This is a genomic window from Enterococcus sp. AZ194, assembly GCF_051713825.1.
GTDB lineage: Bacteria > Bacillota > Bacilli > Lactobacillales > Enterococcaceae > Enterococcus_K.
This window is the reverse complement of sequence record NZ_JBIOQR010000001.1, coordinates 1635747-1653111: the sequence shown is the minus strand read 5'-3', so window position 1 is coordinate 1653111 and position 17365 is coordinate 1635747. Positions and strand designations below refer to the sequence as shown.

Below are 17365 nucleotides of genomic sequence, written 5' to 3'. Positions count from 1 at the left end.
ACTATTAGTCGAGGTGACTGATACCACAATCTCTAAATTGAAGATAAACGATAGTGTCTATCTGTTAACGTGCATGGGTGAATGTATCATATCTTGCAACAACCATATTTGATTTTGCTTCTAGCTGTTGTGCATCAGTCGTTTCACATGAATTGACACGAATCACCGCGCAATTTGCCATTTTTGAAACAACCTCACCCACAACAATATTTTCAAACCCAACTGGTTGACATTGATAATTTTGACCTAATTCAACTTGTTCTTCTTGCATCCAAAGAAACCTCCTACCACATCCTAATTTTTTGCCAGTTTTTCCAACAGGAGTTGAGCATCCACTTCCAATTGAGGATTTGTTTTAAATAACTCAATTAGGTGACCTTCTTGTTTGCCCCAAGTTGTAATCAACCATTGCTCTGCGTCGTCTAAGTAATCATACTCAATCCCGCAAACCATATCCCTATAAACAGAAGTAAAATGACGGTCCATTTCAGCATATTTTGTGTCTATTATTTCCACAAAGCATCCCCCCACTTTTATCCTTACATGCATTATAGCGGATTGTTTTCGTTTTCACAATCAAAATGGTTCTTTTGACAGCAGATGATTCGTCATTTCGTTCGTTTATTTGGTACAATGAAAGCAGAAAGGGTGAATAGACATGGAAGCTTTTTTTAAACAATTTCAAAAATATGCAATTTTAAGAGGAATTGCCTATACATTAGTGGGAATTTTTGCTTGTGTAAATCCAGCTTTTTTCTTTAAAGCAATCATTTATTTTATCGCTGGTTACTTTATTTTGATGGGCGTCATCAACTGTTTGGCAGCTGTCAGACTTCAAAAAGAAACGGGGAGTTATGGCTTTAGTATGGCAACGAGCTTATTTTTCTTTTTACTTGCGTTCGTCGTCTTGTTCTTTTCAAAGGGAATTCTTAGTATCATACCGTTTTTCTTAGGTTTATTAATCGTAGTAAACGGCGCTTCACAACTTTTGCAGGCTTTAAATGCAAAAAAAGGCAAGGGACTTTGGTTACTTTTTAGTGGCGTGATGATAGTCGCTGGATTAGTATTGATGTTTAATCCGTTCAAAACATTATTAGTCGTTTGCCAAGTCTTTGGGATTTTACTTATTTTTAACGGTATCTCAGAGTTGGTTAACTATTTCCAATTAAGAAAGCTTTATCGTTAAGCTTTTAAGTTACCTATCAACTAAACTGTGGGGTTTTGTGCAAATGCAAATAGGGCAGAACATGGCAATTAATCCGTGTTCTACCCTATTTTTTTGAGTGTGGAGTCATGATTTTCCGCTCTCCTCAGATTTCTTTTCTAATTCCTCAAGTTGTTTATTTATTGAAAATATTTCTTGGCGATTATTTAATATTTCTTTAATTATTTGATCTCGTTTTTCCCCAACCTCAACAGAGTCAATTTGTTGATAATAGGCAGCAAGGCGCTGAACATATTTCATTTTATCTTTTTTTAGTTGGTCAATTTGTCGATTTTCTTGCACAATATCGCCTCCCTATCTATCAATTATACCTTATTTCTTAGATTAAAGCTGTTTTTTTCTTTTTTTTTGAAATTTTATAACAGCGCTTTATTTCCTTTGTGGTCGCTTTTTACGTTACACTTTTAATATACGCAACTTATTTGAGCTTCACGAAAAGTAGCAGTTAAATTTTTATTTGGAGTCATTTTCATGCTATACTCAAAATACCTTGGCAGGGGCAAATCGCCTAAATTGAAGAGATTGGGACAGGAGTTACTTCTGCACCCACGCTCTTCAATTTTTTTTTCTAATCATATGAATTATTAGCTGAAAGAAGTGCGTAGTCGAAAGTATGGGAGGAAAGCGGCCCCTTTTCCTTTCACACGTTTGATTGACCTTCTTCTATCTACTCTAGCAGATTTCACAAACAAAATCCTTTAGATTAGTTGTCTTAATTTGTTATAATGGGCGTAATGCTTTTTAGAACTTATAGTAAATTTATTGTAAAGGAAGAAAATTATGTCATTCAAACGCTTTTTTCAATTATTTATTTGTTACTTCCTCTCTGTTTTGGCAGGTTATGGAGCGATTCTTCTTTTTTCTAGGGGAATTTTCTGGATGAAAGCAATCTTATTTACAGTCGTGGGGTATATAGTTCTGTGTCTCCCACTAACAGTTTTAACGATTCTAAAATCTAAGAATAAGGAGAATTAAGCATATGAAAAAACAGCACAGACTGGTGAGTTTATTCTTATTGCTGTTCCTTTTAGGCGCCTGCACCTCGGTTCCTAAGAAAACAGCATCAACAGTCAATACTGCAGAGACAGAAGCAAGCACATCTGTTTCTACTAGTTCAACCGTTTTAGAGGAATCTAATTCTGTGGCGGTAACAGAAAGTCGTTCGGCTATAGCTGAGGCCCCAGCCGATGTTACTAAAATAATTGAGGCAATCAGCGCAGTTTCAGATACTACTATACAATCGATAGAGATTTATACACCTGAAGCCAATTCAGTTAAGTCCAATCAGGACAAAATCTATATAATAGAAGCAACGGGATCAGATGACGCGATGACCCACTATCTCTATCTATCAAATCCTAAAAAACTGATTGAAATTAACGAGCATGAGTATAACGGCAAACGACAAGGAATTGTTCATCAGAACGATTCTGAAACACCTTACTATGAACAGATTTATCCAGAGAACTGAGAACTATCTTATGAATAGCTAGCGTCAAAAAGGGAGTCTCTAAATCGAAAACACGCAAGAATTTTCCTAATGTTGGAAGGAATTCTTGCGTGTTTTATAAAAAAGAGCCGTTCTTTGAAGCAAATTTTTTTATCCAGCCCTTTTAATTTAGTTGCATTCGTTTGCGATATTCCAATGGCGCTATCGCCATTGAATTCTTAAATAGGCGATAGAATGTTTTGTCACTTTCAAAACCAGTTTGAGTAATAATCTCAGAAACCAGATAATCTGTAGTAATCAACAACCACTTCGCTTTATCAATCCGATAATCATTTAAAAAGGTTAGGAATGTTTTACCAGTATTTTTTTTAAAAAACTTCGTGAAATAAAATGTGCTGTACCCGGAAACTTCAGCGATTTCCTCTAAAGTAAGTGCAGTTTGATAATTGTCTTCCACATAACGAAAAACCTTGTCTAATTTTTCCAAAACATCTGTCGTGGAAATTTTTATCTCACGGGGATTTTTTACACGCATCGGGATATCTCGAATTAAGATTGTAATCAACTGAAAGATAGTAGCCTTCAATGCAAACTGATAGCCTGTTTTTTGATTCTGCAGCTCAGCCGTCACATCATCTAACAACTTGCGAACTTTATTTTCTTGTTCATTGTTCCAGTTGGAGCTGAGAGGTTCTAATTCTAAAAGTAGACTATGCAAATCAATATTTTCTGTGTTTAAATCACCAAAAAATGAAAGATCAAATTGATAGACAAAACGTTCGCTTTCAGGAGAAGCTAATACATAATGAATTAAGCCACCACTAACAAAAGCAATTTCGCCAGCGGATAATTGATAAGGAACATCGTCAATTCCCAAAGAGATCGTTCCTTTGGTGACATAAATTAATTCAATTTCTCGATGCCAATGGGGAGTTGTTAAAATATTCCCATCATTAATCAACATCCGAAAAGGAAAATCAGGATCAAGCCGTGGAATCTCCAAATAAATTGCCATTGTTGTCGCCTCCTCTTTTCCTATCATGCAAAATAAATGAAAAAAAGTAAATAGCACTTTCGAATATACAACCAAAAGTCTGTCTCAAAGTATCTTAGTTGCTCTCCTATTTCTCCTGAAAACGTTATTTTGGAAGATGGTTTAAAATGTAATCATTCAATATACAGTTTAACAGTCCCCTTTTTTGATTGGATTTTCCAAAAGTTACAGGGAATCTAATTTAAAGCATTAGAAGAGCTTCCCCCTATTGTCTGGTTACGAAGTTCATTTAAGAAAATTCACGATGTTACCTTTTGTATCGTATGACTTTTGTGATTTACTTCAACTCGATAGCATTCATTTTTAAATTGAGTCGTAAAAGCAATCGATTGAATTTCAGCAGGTAAATGGGGATCTAACGTCAAGGCGTTATCTTTAATTTGTAAGTTACAAAAGCCGTATAAAATAGCCATAAAGGTCCCTCCCATTGCAGCTGTGTGAATCCCATCTTTTGTATTTTTGTGTAAATTATCCAAATCTGTACGAGCATTTTTCAAGAAATATTCATAGCCTTTTTCCATGTCTCCTAAACGGCTATATACCGCTGAAAAGATCGAATACGATAAAGAAGAATCGTGAGTTGTTATTTGGTCATAATAGGTTACGCTTCTTTGGATCGTTTCTGTTGTAAACTGATTTTGGAAAAGCATTAATGCGAATACAGCATCTGCTTGCTTAGAAATTTGATAGCGATAAATGGTTAATGGGTGGTAGTTTAACAGTAGAGGGTGCTTTGTTGTTTCAGGATTATAAGGCCATCCGCTTTTATTGAGAAACTCACGGTCTTGGGCAATAATCCCTTGTTCCTTATCAAAAGGCAAAGCCATATTCCTGCTGTAACGTTGAATCTGCTCCAACTCTTTTGATGTCACATTAAGTTTGGCCACTAATTGTTCCCAACATTTAGGATCATCTTTAGCAATTATCTGTGCCAATATTCCAATCCATTCGAATTGATAAGCGACCATCTTGTTTGTATAATAATTATCATTAACTAAAACGGTATATTCGTCTGGTCCAGTGACCTTATCAAGGTGGAAAGAGCCTGCTTTTTCATAGCCAATTTCAGTGAACACCCGAGCTGTTTCTAACAAGACTTCAAAACCAGCTTCCTTCATAAAGTCCAAGTCATCTGTATAGCGATAGTAGTTTATGAAAGCATATGCGATATCTGAGTTAATATGATGTTGTGCTGATCCCCCTTCAAAAAATGGTGAGGATTCGCTACCTGATATCGTGCGCCACGGATATAATGCGCCTTGTGAATAACCAAATAGTTGTCGGTTTGCTCGTGCTTTTTCCAATGTTTGGTATCGAAAATTTAGATGAGATTTTGCCAATTGTGGCTGTAAATGCAGGAAGACAGGAAAGACATACATCTCCGCGTCCCAAAAAACATGACCTTCATAACCACTGCCACTTAATCCTTTAGCAGCAATGCTGGTCGTACCGTTTGTCCCTAAGGATTGCAATAATGCGTAGGTACCATAATTGACACTTTCTTCTAAGTTCTCTTCACTAGCAATTTCAACTTTAGCAGTTCGCCAAAAATCAACTAAATATGTTGTTTGTAGAGCTAGTAATTCATCAAAGTTTTTTTCAATTCCGGTATGATTTTCATCAGCAAAAGCATAACTTAATTTTTTCTCATAGCTGTCTGTTGTTAGGATAGAATTTAAGACAATCCGTTTTTCTTGAATAGTTTGCTCTAGTTGACTATTAATTTGCCATTGCAATTGCGCTTTTAATTGGGAGGTTAACGTTGTAAAAGTACAGGTTTTATTAGGTAAATCAATCTCCTCTACCTGTATAGATTGGGTCTCGTGACTCATACGGGGGTCGTTTTTATCAATGGTGCGAATTGGATGAAAGTTTAAGTGCGTGCTTAAAGTGATCTCCGCATTGTGGTTTAAACGTTCAAACTCAATTTTCATAGCAAAAATATTTTTATAGACAAATGAAGTCAAGCGGGAAATTTTTATTTTTGTTTTTAGCCCAGCAGGAGAAGTCCAAACCAATTTTCGTACGGTGATTCCTTTAGTCATGTCTAAATAACGACTAGACTGACTAATCGTTCCCGTCATAATCGAAAAGCGCTCGCCACCAATGGTGATTAGAGTTGTTTGCCCGTCAATTACGCTAATCATTGTTTCTCCGCTAGGTGTAAAACCAAACATTTTTTCAGGATAATTAATAGTTTTACTTTCATAAAAACCGTTGAGATAAGTTTCTCGATTAGTCGCAAAGTGATTATAGTAATCTTCTTCTAAATTGCCTCGCAAGCCGACAAAACCATTGCCATTAAACAAGATACTTTCGGCCTTTTCTATCGTTTCTTGATTGTAATCATTTAAAAATATTTTCATCGTCCTTCTCCTCAAAAATTTGCGTCTTCAAAAAATTGTAGCGTAGAAAAAGAAACTTCTACCCTACAATTATGATTAATGATTATGCTACTTGTTTTTGCACTTCTTTAGTGGATGTAACAGCCTTGTTCTCATCTTTTTGTAAGATTAAGGTTAAGATAAATGAGCCAATCACTGAGAGTAACATCATAATTAACCCAGCGATAACATTTGCGGTACCTTTATCTCCAGAAAAACCTAAGATTGCCATCAAGCTATTTTGTGGTACATAAAGTGTAACATGTAAGAAGCCTGCAAAACATCCCGCAGCTCCAGCACTGATGCATGCAGCGATTAGTGGTTTCTTATATTTTAAATTAACTCCATATAAGGCCGGTTCAGTAATCCCCATGATTGCTGAAATCCCAGCTGCTGTGGCGATTGATTTTACACTTTTATCTTTTGATTTTAAAGCAACCGCAAGTGAAGCACCACCTTGAGCTAAATTGGCACAAATTTGTGCCACTAAAATTAACGATTCTGTTCCAGTTGCGGAAAAAGATGCGACAAAAATCGGTGTTAACGCGTGATGCATCCCAGTCATAATGATAAAGGGCATTGCTGCAGCTAAAAGTGCCACCATAATAAAGCCTAATTGCCCCTGCAATAAGTTAATTACCCAAGCTAATCCTTGTCCGGCATAATTTCCTAGAGGACCCACAACGATTAAAGCTAGAGGTGCCGAGATTAATAAGACCAGAGTAGGATTTAAAATGATTTTCAAAGCCTGTGGGGTAATTTTATCTACACCCTTTTCAATATAAGACATCATCCAGATTGTTAATAGAGCTGGAATGACAGACGCTGCGTAAATCACTGGTTGAATAGGCAGACCGATAAAGGAAATCGGCTCTCCAGATGATATCCAGCTTGTGAAATTTGGATGTAAAAAGACTCCAACAACAATTACGGCAATCGAAGTGTTCACTTTGAATTTAGTAGCTGCAAAAATTGCTAATAAAATCGGCATAAAGTAAAAAGCACCATCTCCAATGAAATCTAAAACGCGGTACGTACTGGATTCATTAGACAACCAATTAAACGTTGTACAAAGGGATAGTATAACCTTAATCATTCCTGCTGCTGTTAACGCTGGAATCATAGGAGTCATACAACCCGTAATCGTGTCAATCACTTTATTGAAAAGATTTGTGTCTTTGTCGATTACTTGACTAACCTCTTTTATATCACTGCTATCAGTGGCAATCCCTTGATTCACAACTTCTTCAAAAACGTCCCCAACATGACTGCCAATAATGATTTGCAATTGTGTTGGGGTCGGGTTAACACCCACGACCCCATCAATTTTAGCTAATTTTTCCGTATTAGCTAAAGAATAATCTGTTAAATTAAAGCGTAATCGGGTGGCACAATGAACGACAAAGTTAATGTTATTTTTGCCACCAACTTGTTGGATGATTGATTTTGCTAACTGTTCATACTGTCTCATTTTTATTCCCCTTCCTTTTTGAAAACATATTGACCATTACTGGCAATAACTTTTTGATAAAAGTAAAAACTATCCTTTTTATAACGTTTTTGAGTCCCCTTGTTTTCATCGTCTTGATCAACATAAACCACGCCATAACGTTTGCTTATTCGACCTTCACTGACACTTGGTAAATCAATAATGCCCCAGATTAAATACCCCATTAAATCAATCCCGTCTTCATCCACGGCCAATAGTAAATTTTTAACATGTTCTTGAATATAAACTATCCGATAATCATCATGCACCTGCTCATCACTAAAAGTATCTTGCGTTCCAATCCCGTTTTCAACGATAAATAGTGGTTTTTTGTAACGATCATACAATTGGTTTAATGTAATACGTAAGCCTAAGGGGTCATTTTGCCATACGCTTTTGCTTTTTGGTAAGTAGGGATTTCGAATTGTGGTGTAGCCATTGGTAGCAACACGCTCCTTCCCACTTTCTTCAGCTGCCGTACAAGCGCTAGAATAGTAACTGAAAGAAACAAAATCGACAGTATTCTTACGTAGAATTTCTAAGTCAGTCTCAGAGATTCTTAGTTGTAACCGTTTCTTTTTCATATACGCTTGAAAGAAAGTTGGATATTCACCAAAGACTTGAACATCGGAGAATAAAAGGTTTTCCTTTTCTTGTTGTAAAGCAGCAAAGACATCATTTGGATTACACGTGTAAGCATACGTTTTTCCAGCTGCCAACATAGCCCCAAACTGCATCTCAGAATTGATTTTCCTGCCAGCTTCAATCACACGAGCGTTGGCTAATAGTTGATGATGTCCCGCTTGAAATTGAACGGATAAATTATCTTTATCAGTATCAAATAGCACACCACCACCAATGAAAGGAATGTGTAGAACCATATTCATTTCATTAAAAGGAATCCATAACTTCACTCGATGACCAAATGCTGTCATGACCGTTTTAGCATAATGAACAAATAAATCAACAACTTCCAAATTTTCCCAACCATTATATTTTTCCACTAAATGAATTGGAATTTCGAAATGAGACAGTGTGACTACTGGTTCCATGTCGTATTTTTCTAACTCGGTTAAGACCCTGTCATAAAAATCCAACCCAGCTGAATTTGGTTCACTTTCTTCTCCAGTTGGGAAAATTCTCGACCATGAGATGGAAAAGCGAAAGCTATTTACGCCTAATTCGTGTAATAGCTGTATGTCTTGTTGATACTGTTCATAAAAATTATTCCCAAAACGGCCAGGATAAATTCTCTCCGGTTCTTCTTGTAAAATCGAATCCGCTTGATTCTTATATACTGCCTTTAAGCGACGGTCATCTAGTGGTAAAAAATCAAAATTGGAGGGCAAGCGTCCCTCGGTCACATAATGGCCCTCTGCTTGGGCTGCGGAGATAGCACCACCCCATAAAAAACGCCTTTCCTGTTGCATAGTATCTGTCATCCCCATTTCTAAAAATAGCTGTTTACACCTTTGTGTATACTTTTATTATAGTCATGAAAGCGCAATTTAATTCCCCAAAAATTGTTCAATCATTCTCAAATATTGTCTAGTTTAAAATACATGTCGAATCTTCCTAATACGTAAAACTTTGACTTTTAAAGCAGATTTTCGTTTATTAGATGAAATGAAACTTAGATGAATAGCAGTCTCAAATTCAAAGTGGAGGTTGGGACAACAATGAAAAGGAGACACACTCAATTTCCGAATAGATCGGATGAGCGTGTCTCCTTTTCATTAAATTCTGTTAGAAGTAGGACTTTTTATTACAGCCACTCTTCCCTTTTATAAGACATTTGGATTATATCGGTAAGTAATAGCTCCGTTTAAATGAGCTTCTCCAACAAAATATTTGCGGTCTTCTCTATTTAACCAAGCTTCCCTAAATAAGAAAAAGTTCTCTCTTGAGACTTCAATTTCTTGAAGTGTGCCCGATTTTAAGTCTTCTAGTTGTTTTTCGTAGGATTCCATCGTATCACAGCCCCTTCTTTTGTATTGTACAATTTTCAGAAGTAATTGCAAGTCTCTTGAAGTCGAAAAATCATTCTCATAGTTCAGATAATAAAAAAGGTTCTTTTATATGATAAAATGATTTGCGTAAAACAATTAAAAAAATCTCCGTAAGTATCTTTTTTTGATTAGGTGAATTAATTAAATTTGCAACTTTTCTTCAGAAAATATTTACTTTTTTTAAAATTTTGATTTGTTTACTAAGTTTGTTCAATTTAAAGTCAGATTCCTTGACGTGACAAGTAAAACCTCCTATTATTAACACAAATAGGAAAGGAGCGGATGTCTATGTTTGCTGTAAAAGTTCTTCATGGGTACATTACCAAAAATGGTCAACGAACACGAATCAAAAATCCACAAATTTTACTGACTTTTTCATGTAAAGAGCATGCAGAAAAATTTGCAAATCAAATAGGCGGGAGAGTCAAACAAATTGGATAAGTTCATGTAAAAAGAGTAGACAACGGCTAATTGTTGGCTACTCTTTTAATTTTGCTCTTGTTTGCTTCATGTTTGGCGTTGAATGCGGACTATCCTACCTTTTTATGATTCGATAATTTTCGAAATACATTGGATTTTTACGACTATTGACCCATGCAAAAATCCCCATTACTAAGGCTCCAATTGTGTTAGTGATTAGATCCCCCATCGTATCCATCAAAGCTGCTCGACCAATCAAATCGGTCTCACCACTGGTCATATAGCGTTGTAAGTTCATATCAAAGAATTGATCACAGCCAAACTCCCAAAACTCCCAGAAAACACCGCAAAGTCCAGCAAAAGCAAACCCAAATAACAAGAATAACCAAGGACTTGCATCAGCAATTTTCGCTTGTTTCATGAAGAAACCAATTAATCCGTATCCTAACGCTGTTAAAAGCATTGGGCTTACCGCGTGAAGAATCTTATCCCAGAACGAAATATAACTAATCACATGTAAACCTGTACCAATGAAAGCTGAGATTAATAAGAAAAACCAGTAGAAATAAATAATGGAACTAGGCATTTCAACTTTAAATAGCTTTCGAACGATTTGTGGTAAATAAATTAAGGCGATACTGGCGATTGCTTCGATGATTAGAATCAAGGATTGGCGTTGAGAAAACTTGCCGATCACTAATTCGTAAATGCTATACCCAAGAACAAATAGCCCAAAGAGTAACATGAACAACTGAACTTTTTTTTCATTGTTTTGCATGATTGTACACTCCCTTTTTTGTTACTTCTTGATAAACTCTTTCACTTTTTTCATTAATTCTTCTTCAGTTGATACAATTGTTCCATTTAACTTAATCAATCCTGTGGTGTAGAGATTAACATAATGGAATTGATTTTCAGCAACCGAACCAAGCGCTTCTAGTTTTTTCTGATTGTCGCTTCCTTGTTGCCGTGTATCAGTGTACAAACCAATCACGGGAATGTTTTTTGCGTAAGCCACACCAATTTCTGAAGCTACGCCCGGATCAATCACCAAACCATCCAATAAAGCAATCATCAGCTGGCTTTCCAAAACTTTCTCAGTATCCGCTAAAGCAATCATTTGGCTATTAGCGTAAGCTGTTTTATCATTAATGTCCCCGTTCTCCTGTGGTAAATAAACAGAGATTTCTTTAGACAAGTTTCTGATTTTTTCGACGATTGATGCATTATAAAGTAAATCACTTTTCGCAAACATTGGTGCTGCAAAATAAATATTCATTGTCTAACCCCTTTTTCTTTTCCCTTAATTTTTGTTCATTTTATCATCTGTCTTTTCTATTTAAAAGTAGTCACTAAAATATGCTTCCGTATCTGGAATGATTCTTTCCAAACTATTGAGTGTTTCTTTATCTGTTTCAATCCGCTCGATTCGATATAAATAGGAGTTTCGGCGATAATTCATCATAAGACAAGTAAACGTTTGGATATCAAGCTTAACAGGTGCACCAAGAGGTTCGTTTGAAATATGGACCTGATCGTTTTCATCCCACAGAAGACTAAATACTCCGTTATTCCATTCAGCAATTGGGTCTTCAATAATAAAATGGAACGGTTTTGCGGTACTTGCAAAAGGAAAGATAGCTAAAAATTCTTTGACATCAACGACTCTTGCCATAAAGTACGGCTCGATTGCCTCTTTAATTTGGCTATCCTCTAATAGAAACGCAAGAGGTTCGTTTTTATAAATGTCACCTTTGACCCAATAAATCATGGAAAAATGCGCACCAATAAAGTTCCATAAACCATTTCTAGCCTCTTGATTAATGTAAAACATTTCTTTAATGTGAAAGACCTCTTCTGCAACCCAATAAAAGAGTACACCAAGTGGCTCCTGATTGGCTCCATAATAAACAGCTGCTGTTCGTTCCTCTTCGTTTTCAAAGCGCCAATATTCTTCCCAATTAAACTCGCTTCGAATTAAAGATCCGTGATTTTGACGGGCAAACTGATCATAAACACGCATCACATCTGGATGTGTCACCGCCAATCGTTCGATCATCCCAGTTACGGGGACTTGTTTGGGCAGCTGGGTGTCTCTAATCTTAAATGTCAGCTTATCCGACATAATCTCCCAGCCTTTACGACGATAATATGGGATATTATACGGATATAAGTAAGAAATCCACTGCTGGTCCTTACGCATATCTTTAAGCGCTAAAGCAATCAAATCCTTCATCAAGCCGTGATTTGCATACTCGGGATAGGTGCCCACCCCTGTTACGCCCCCCATTTTGTAAAGAGACCCATGAATATTAACTTCACATGGATAAATCGCAATTTGTGAAATGAGTTTATTTTCATGAAACCAGCCAAAAACTTTGGATAATTCTAAGATGGGTTGTTTTGATTTGATAAATTCCCGTTTATTTTCAAAACCGCTTTCTTCTATATCTGATTGGGTTACTTGAAATACATAGGATAAAAGTTCGTTAAACTGTCTAACGTGCTCCTCGCCTACCTGTTTTAATTCAAGACTCTCTCGAAAATCTTTTTGGTCCATTCTTTCATCTCCAGTTTCCTTAATATCTATAGTATAACAAATCGATGAAAAAAGAGGGAATTTTTAGTGTTTTGAAAAATACTTTAATTATCATGATTTCGTTGGTATAATGGTAAGTGCTGATTAAAAGAAATGAGGAATTAATCCATGAATATAAACGACATGAAAAAACGACAGGAAAAGATTAGAAACTTTTCTATTATTGCCCATATTGACCATGGGAAATCAACGTTAGCTGACCGAATTCTTGAAAAAACAGATACGGTCACTACTCGTGAGATGCAAGAACAGCTTTTGGATTCGATGGACCTTGAGCGTGAGCGTGGCATCACGATAAAATTAAATGCAGTTGAGCTGACTTACGATGCTAAGGATGGCGAGACTTATATTTTCCATTTAATTGATACGCCAGGGCACGTCGATTTTACCTACGAAGTGTCTCGAAGCTTAGCAGCCTGTGAAGGGGCAGTTTTAGTGGTCGATGCAGCGCAAGGAATTGAAGCCCAGACACTAGCCAATGTTTATTTAGCATTGGATAATGATTTAGAAATTTTACCAGTCATTAACAAAATTGATTTACCAGCGGCAGATCCTGAACGCGTGCGTCAAGAGATTGAAGACGTGATTGGTATTGATGCAAGCGAAGCAGTTCTTGCGAGTGCCAAAGCTGGTATCGGGATTGAAGAAATTTTGGAACAGGTTGTCGAATACGTCCCTGCGCCTTCCGGAGATGTCGAAGCGCCTCTTAAGGCCTTAATTTTTGACTCAATTTACGATAGCTATCGTGGCGTAATTTTGAATGTCCGTATTATGGATGGTGTTGTCAAACCAGGCGATAAGATTCAGATGATGAGTAACGGAAAAACGTTTGATGTAACAGAGGTTGGCGTCTTCTCTCCTAAAACAATCTCTAGAGATTTCTTGATGGTTGGTGATGTCGGCTATATCACAGCAAGTATCAAGACAGTGCAAGATACGCGTGTTGGGGATACGGTAACTTTAGCTGATAATCCAGCAGAAGAAGCTTTGGATGGGTATCGAAAAATGAATCCAATGGTTTATTGCGGACTGTACCCTATTGATACATCTCGTTATAATGATTTACGCGAATCGTTAGAAAAACTTCAATTAAATGATGCAGCCTTACAGTTTGAACCAGAAACCTCTCAAGCATTAGGGTTTGGGTTCCGTTGTGGCTTCCTTGGTTTACTTCATATGGATGTTATTCAAGAACGTTTGGAACGGGAATTTAATTTGGAATTGATTACAACCGCTCCATCGGTAATTTACCATGTTGAAAAAACAGATGGCTCAGTTGTAGTGGTTGATAATCCAGCAGAATTTCCTGATCCAGTAAGTATTCAAAAAATTGAAGAACCGTATGTAAAAGCTCAAATTATGGTGCCAAATGATTATGTAGGTGCAGTGATGGAACTGTCTCAACGTAAACGCGGCGACTTTGTAACGATGGATTATCTAGATGACTATCGTGTAAATGTCGTGTACGAAATTCCTTTATCAGAAATTGTCTTTGACTTCTTTGATAAACTAAAATCGAGTACAAAAGGTTATGCCTCTCTTGACTATGAATTGGTCGGCTATCGCGAAAGTCGTCTAGTGAAGATGGATATCCTCTTGAATGCTGAAAAAGTAGATGCGTTAAGTTTTATTGTTCACAGAAACTTTGCTTATGAACGTGGAAAAGCAATCGTTGAGAAACTGAAAAAACTGATTCCTCGTCAACAATTTGAGGTCCCTATACAAGCCGCAATTGGTCAAAAAATTGTTGCTCGTTCAGACATCAAAGCCCTTCGTAAAAATGTCCTAGCTAAATGTTATGGTGGTGACGTCTCTCGTAAACGTAAATTGTTAGAGAAACAAAAAGAAGGAAAAAAACGAATGAAACAAATCGGCTCAGTCGAAGTCCCTCAAGAAGCCTTCATGGCAGTTCTGAAAATGGATGAAGACGAACCCAAGAAGTAAGCTGTTTTTATGAAAATATTTTTGTGAAACAAAGCGTTTTGCAGTATTTGCCACTATTACTTGTTTGTGATTTGATAGTGGCTATTTTTTTGGTCATTTTCCAATAATTTTTTATACATAAGCAATTTAGTTACAAATATAATATTCATAAATGCTCCCACTTTACAAAACAAACAGACGTTCTTACCATATCTTTGAGGTGAGAATAATGATTACTATAGATGGAATACTAATAGACTTTGCATTCAACCACGAATAAGCCAGCTGATAGTGATCTAAAAGCTGGCTATTTAGATGTGTGCGACGATTTATTGGATTTAGAAGCTCGTACGATTAGACCAATCCGCTTACGAAATCAGATTATCAAGATTAAGTAAGTCTCCGTTACCATCATGTCCCCAATGATATGGTGGTATTTTTTATGTACTTCCCTTCATCCGAGAGGCTTTTTATATTGTCGGTATATCAAAATTAATACATTTGTTAGGACAGTGTAGAAAATCCATACCCACGGGATAAACATCAAAGGTATTATTATAGCCATTCCGTATGCAAAACCATATTCAGAAACAGGCATAGGGGAATTATCCTGTTGGATGACCCATATAGTAAACCCTAAAAACCATAAAAGATAAAACGACAAACAGCTTAAAAAAGAAGAAAGATTGAATCTGAAAAAAAATTTAATTTTAGTTTTTTTAGAAATGATTTTATAAATTGGATATTGAAATATCAAAGAAATGAAGCCAACCCAAAAATGGGGCATAGTTAATATGTTGAGAATATTACGCAAAACTGTTCCTCCTTGTATCCTGTATGTCCTCTGTTAACAGTTTGCCTTTTTTTCGAAAAAATGTAAATACATTATTGTAATTGAATCAATTTCATAATTATAAGGACTTGCTACCAAAGGGATTCAAAGGTATAAAAAAGGAACCACCCATGTGTTACAATTAGTTAGTCTGTTAAGGACACGTAATCACAAGGAGGGATTCCCTATGACCATTATACAACAACCTACACTGTTTGAGCTAGACATTTTGGCATCACTTGATGTAAAAGAGAGACACGCGGAGATTTTCTCCCCAATTGATTTTTTGAAACTAACCTCCCTTTTTAAGAAAGATACTGCTGTTGGTACACCAATTACTGTTAATTATGCAAGTACCATTCGCGCTGTTCTTACGCGTTTTTTAGAAAAGATACCAACAATGAATGCACTGATCCAACGTCTTAAAGAAGATGCTGCTTTTAAACTGAGTCTCGGCTTTTTATACGCTGAAGAAGTTCCTTCTAAATCGACATTTTCTCGCGTACTCACTGTACTTTCAGAAAATATCACACTACTAGAAGGTCTAAATCAAGAACTTCTTCAAATGATTAACCAAGAAGTTCTAAGTTGGGCAATATTTAATTTTATCTAGCTATCAATTTAGAGATATGATAAAATCATATCTGTTATATTAACTGATTTTTTAGGAGGAAAAAATGAAAAAAATAGTATTCGTTTTAACGATAATCGGTTTATCTTTATCCCTTACAGCTTGTGGGGCAAGTGGAGATAAAGAAGCTCAATCGACAGAATCTAGCTTAGCTGAAGTTAATGAAAAGATGAAAAAGGGGTTAGATGAGCAAGGTGTAGAAATTAAATATACAGATTCGACTGGTTATGTGATTATGACTAGAGAAAAAAGTATTGATTACGATTACTTTGAAATGTTATTTGATTTGAAAAATAACGAGATGACTCTTGAGTTGAAAGGAAATATTGATGGCAAGATGAAGCCACCATTATATTATAAGGTAAGTAAGGGAAGATTAGTGGAAGACAACGATTCTAATACTGATATTAGAAAGCTTGCCGAGGTTCTTGAAAGCTTGGACTACTCAGATAAAGAAATGTTAGAGTTTGCTCAATGGTATCAAAGTAATAATAAATAGTAGTCGATGAGTAACATAAAAAATTCTATATACTATGTACTTCCGCTCAATTAAGAGCGGTTTTTAATTCTTACCTACAGTCACTATTCGCTAACATTGAAAATATCAGCAACCAAGTTTTCAATGTATCATTCTAAATTTGTTTAGCCCCATTTTAACAAATAGCTTATGTTCCGATCTAATCAATGTTAATTCATCTCCCACTAGATTATCTAAGCTATGGTAATTACTAGAATTATAGATTAAACAAATCAAACTCAGATTGAATAATCTCCCTTCCTTTTGTGCCTATTAATCAAAAGGAAGTTTTTTACGTTATGTTCTGAATTGTAAATACTATAGATGGGTATCAGATGAAAGATTTCTAAAATTAGTATTTAATATAAGCAGAGAGCTCTTCTAGGGATAAAAGTCAACCGCCCTTTTATTGAGAATTTTTTATTAGTCGATATAAACTAAAATATTTGACTGATACGTATTAAATGCGCATAGTTAGAAAGGAGAGCAAATGAAGACTAGATTGCTCTTGAAGCAGCTTAAACAAAATGTTTTTGGTATGTGAGACACGAAAGTAACCATGATATTTATACTAATGGTAAAAATATCGAAAAAAATTGTTCGACACCGTTAGACAAATGAAAGGTTAGTGCAGACCCCTATATGAAAGTACAAACTTAAGTAGGCCCTTTTTATGTGTGAATAGTCTATTTGATTAAGTAGAAAAAGGAAAGTAGGTTATAAAAAATAAATTTATATCCCCGTCATATTGAGCTATCCCCCCTATCTATACTTAAATATTTTAAATGAGCAGAGCAATCTTGTAGGCTAAACTTTTCTGCGACTCTTACAG

Annotated in this window: 17 protein-coding genes; 6 read left to right on the top strand and 11 right to left on the bottom strand. The window is 35.9% G+C overall.

Features of this window, described 5'->3' with window-relative positions:
- Positions 1 to 64 precede the first annotated feature (64 nt).
- Both IGI37_RS07710 and IGI37_RS07705 read right to left on the bottom strand, forming a co-directional pair.
- Positions 65 to 271, bottom strand: coding sequence for a hypothetical protein (locus tag IGI37_RS07710; protein WP_438761019.1), 207 nt, complete (start codon positions 269 to 271; stop codon positions 65 to 67).
- A gap of 23 nt (positions 272 to 294) precedes the next feature.
- Positions 295 to 516: a hypothetical protein gene (locus IGI37_RS07705; protein WP_438761018.1), complete on the bottom strand. Its 222-nt coding sequence runs from the start codon at positions 514 to 516 to the stop codon at positions 295 to 297.
- Positions 517 to 658: 142 nt separating this feature from the next.
- Between IGI37_RS07705 and IGI37_RS07700 the strand changes: the two genes are divergently transcribed.
- Positions 659 to 1186 carry an HdeD family acid-resistance protein gene (locus tag IGI37_RS07700; protein WP_438761017.1) on the top strand — a complete coding sequence of 176 codons (528 nt, stop codon included), beginning with the start codon at positions 659 to 661 and terminating at the stop codon, positions 1184 to 1186.
- Positions 1187 to 1291: 105 nt separating this feature from the next.
- Here IGI37_RS07700 and IGI37_RS07695 read toward each other — a convergent pair whose 3' ends face one another.
- Positions 1292 to 1507, bottom strand: coding sequence for a hypothetical protein (locus tag IGI37_RS07695; protein ID WP_438761016.1), 216 nt, complete (start codon positions 1505 to 1507; stop codon positions 1292 to 1294).
- Between the two features lie 697 nt (positions 1508 to 2204).
- On the opposite strand from IGI37_RS07695, the gene IGI37_RS07690 reads away from it, so the two are divergent.
- Positions 2205 to 2696 (top strand): hypothetical protein, encoded by a 492-nt coding sequence (locus tag IGI37_RS07690; protein ID WP_438761015.1) that lies wholly within the window; start codon positions 2205 to 2207, stop codon positions 2694 to 2696.
- Positions 2697 to 2838: 142 nt separating this feature from the next.
- On the opposite strand, the gene IGI37_RS07685 is transcribed toward IGI37_RS07690, so the two are convergent.
- The 5 genes from IGI37_RS07685 to IGI37_RS07665 all read right to left on the bottom strand — a co-directional run bounded on the left by IGI37_RS07685 (position 2839) and on the right by IGI37_RS07665 (position 9572).
- Positions 2839 to 3690 carry an AraC family transcriptional regulator gene (locus IGI37_RS07685; protein WP_438761014.1) on the bottom strand — a complete coding sequence of 284 codons (852 nt, stop codon included), beginning with the start codon at positions 3688 to 3690 and terminating at the stop codon, positions 2839 to 2841.
- 278 nt (positions 3691 to 3968) lie between these two features.
- A complete protein-coding gene (locus IGI37_RS07680) occupies positions 3969 to 6095 on the bottom strand; it encodes a glycoside hydrolase family 65 protein (RefSeq protein WP_438761013.1) in 2127 nt (708 codons plus the stop codon).
- An 82-nt stretch (positions 6096 to 6177) separates the two neighbouring features.
- Positions 6178 to 7584 carry a PTS transporter subunit EIIC gene (locus IGI37_RS07675; RefSeq protein ID WP_438761012.1) on the bottom strand — a complete coding sequence of 469 codons (1407 nt, stop codon included), beginning with the start codon at positions 7582 to 7584 and terminating at the stop codon, positions 6178 to 6180.
- Between the two features lie 2 nt (positions 7585 to 7586).
- Complete coding sequence (locus IGI37_RS07670; protein WP_438761011.1) at positions 7587 to 9032, bottom strand: glycoside hydrolase family 1 protein; 1446 nt, start codon at positions 9030 to 9032, stop codon at positions 7587 to 7589.
- Between the two features lie 354 nt (positions 9033 to 9386).
- Positions 9387 to 9572, bottom strand: coding sequence for a hypothetical protein (locus tag IGI37_RS07665; protein WP_438761010.1), 186 nt, complete (start codon positions 9570 to 9572; stop codon positions 9387 to 9389).
- Between the two features lie 327 nt (positions 9573 to 9899).
- Here IGI37_RS07665 and IGI37_RS07660 point away from each other — a divergent pair, with 327 nt between their 5' ends.
- The gene (locus IGI37_RS07660) at positions 9900 to 10052 is read left to right on the top strand and encodes a hypothetical protein (protein WP_438761009.1); all 153 of its coding nucleotides are present in this window, start codon (positions 9900 to 9902) and stop codon (positions 10050 to 10052) included.
- Between the two features lie 94 nt (positions 10053 to 10146).
- Here the strand turns inward: IGI37_RS07660 and IGI37_RS07655 are convergent, their stop codons facing one another.
- Genes IGI37_RS07655 through IGI37_RS07645 form a run of 3 tightly spaced genes read right to left on the bottom strand, consistent with a single transcriptional unit; the run spans position 10147 to position 12591 of the window.
- Positions 10147 to 10809, bottom strand: coding sequence for a hypothetical protein (locus tag IGI37_RS07655; RefSeq protein ID WP_438761008.1), 663 nt, complete (start codon positions 10807 to 10809; stop codon positions 10147 to 10149).
- Between the two features lie 21 nt (positions 10810 to 10830).
- The gene (locus IGI37_RS07650) at positions 10831 to 11310 is read right to left on the bottom strand and encodes a nucleoside 2-deoxyribosyltransferase (RefSeq protein ID WP_438761007.1); all 480 of its coding nucleotides are present in this window, start codon (positions 11308 to 11310) and stop codon (positions 10831 to 10833) included.
- A gap of 60 nt (positions 11311 to 11370) precedes the next feature.
- On the bottom strand, positions 11371 to 12591 hold the full coding sequence (locus IGI37_RS07645; RefSeq protein WP_438761006.1) for a GNAT family N-acetyltransferase: 1221 nt from the start codon (positions 12589 to 12591) through the stop codon (positions 11371 to 11373).
- 147 nt (positions 12592 to 12738) lie between these two features.
- On the opposite strand from IGI37_RS07645, the gene lepA reads away from it, so the two are divergent.
- The 3 genes from lepA (at position 12739) to IGI37_RS07630 (ending at position 16515) form a co-directional block, all read left to right on the top strand.
- Positions 12739 to 14574 carry a translation elongation factor 4 gene (gene lepA, locus IGI37_RS07640; protein ID WP_438761005.1) on the top strand — a complete coding sequence of 612 codons (1836 nt, stop codon included), beginning with the start codon at positions 12739 to 12741 and terminating at the stop codon, positions 14572 to 14574.
- A gap of 998 nt (positions 14575 to 15572) precedes the next feature.
- Positions 15573 to 15998: a transposase gene (locus IGI37_RS07635; protein ID WP_438761004.1), complete on the top strand. Its 426-nt coding sequence runs from the start codon at positions 15573 to 15575 to the stop codon at positions 15996 to 15998.
- Between the two features lie 64 nt (positions 15999 to 16062).
- On the top strand, positions 16063 to 16515 hold the full coding sequence (locus IGI37_RS07630) for a hypothetical protein (RefSeq protein ID WP_438761003.1): 453 nt from the start codon (positions 16063 to 16065) through the stop codon (positions 16513 to 16515).
- The last annotated feature ends 850 nt before the right edge of the window (positions 16516 to 17365 follow it).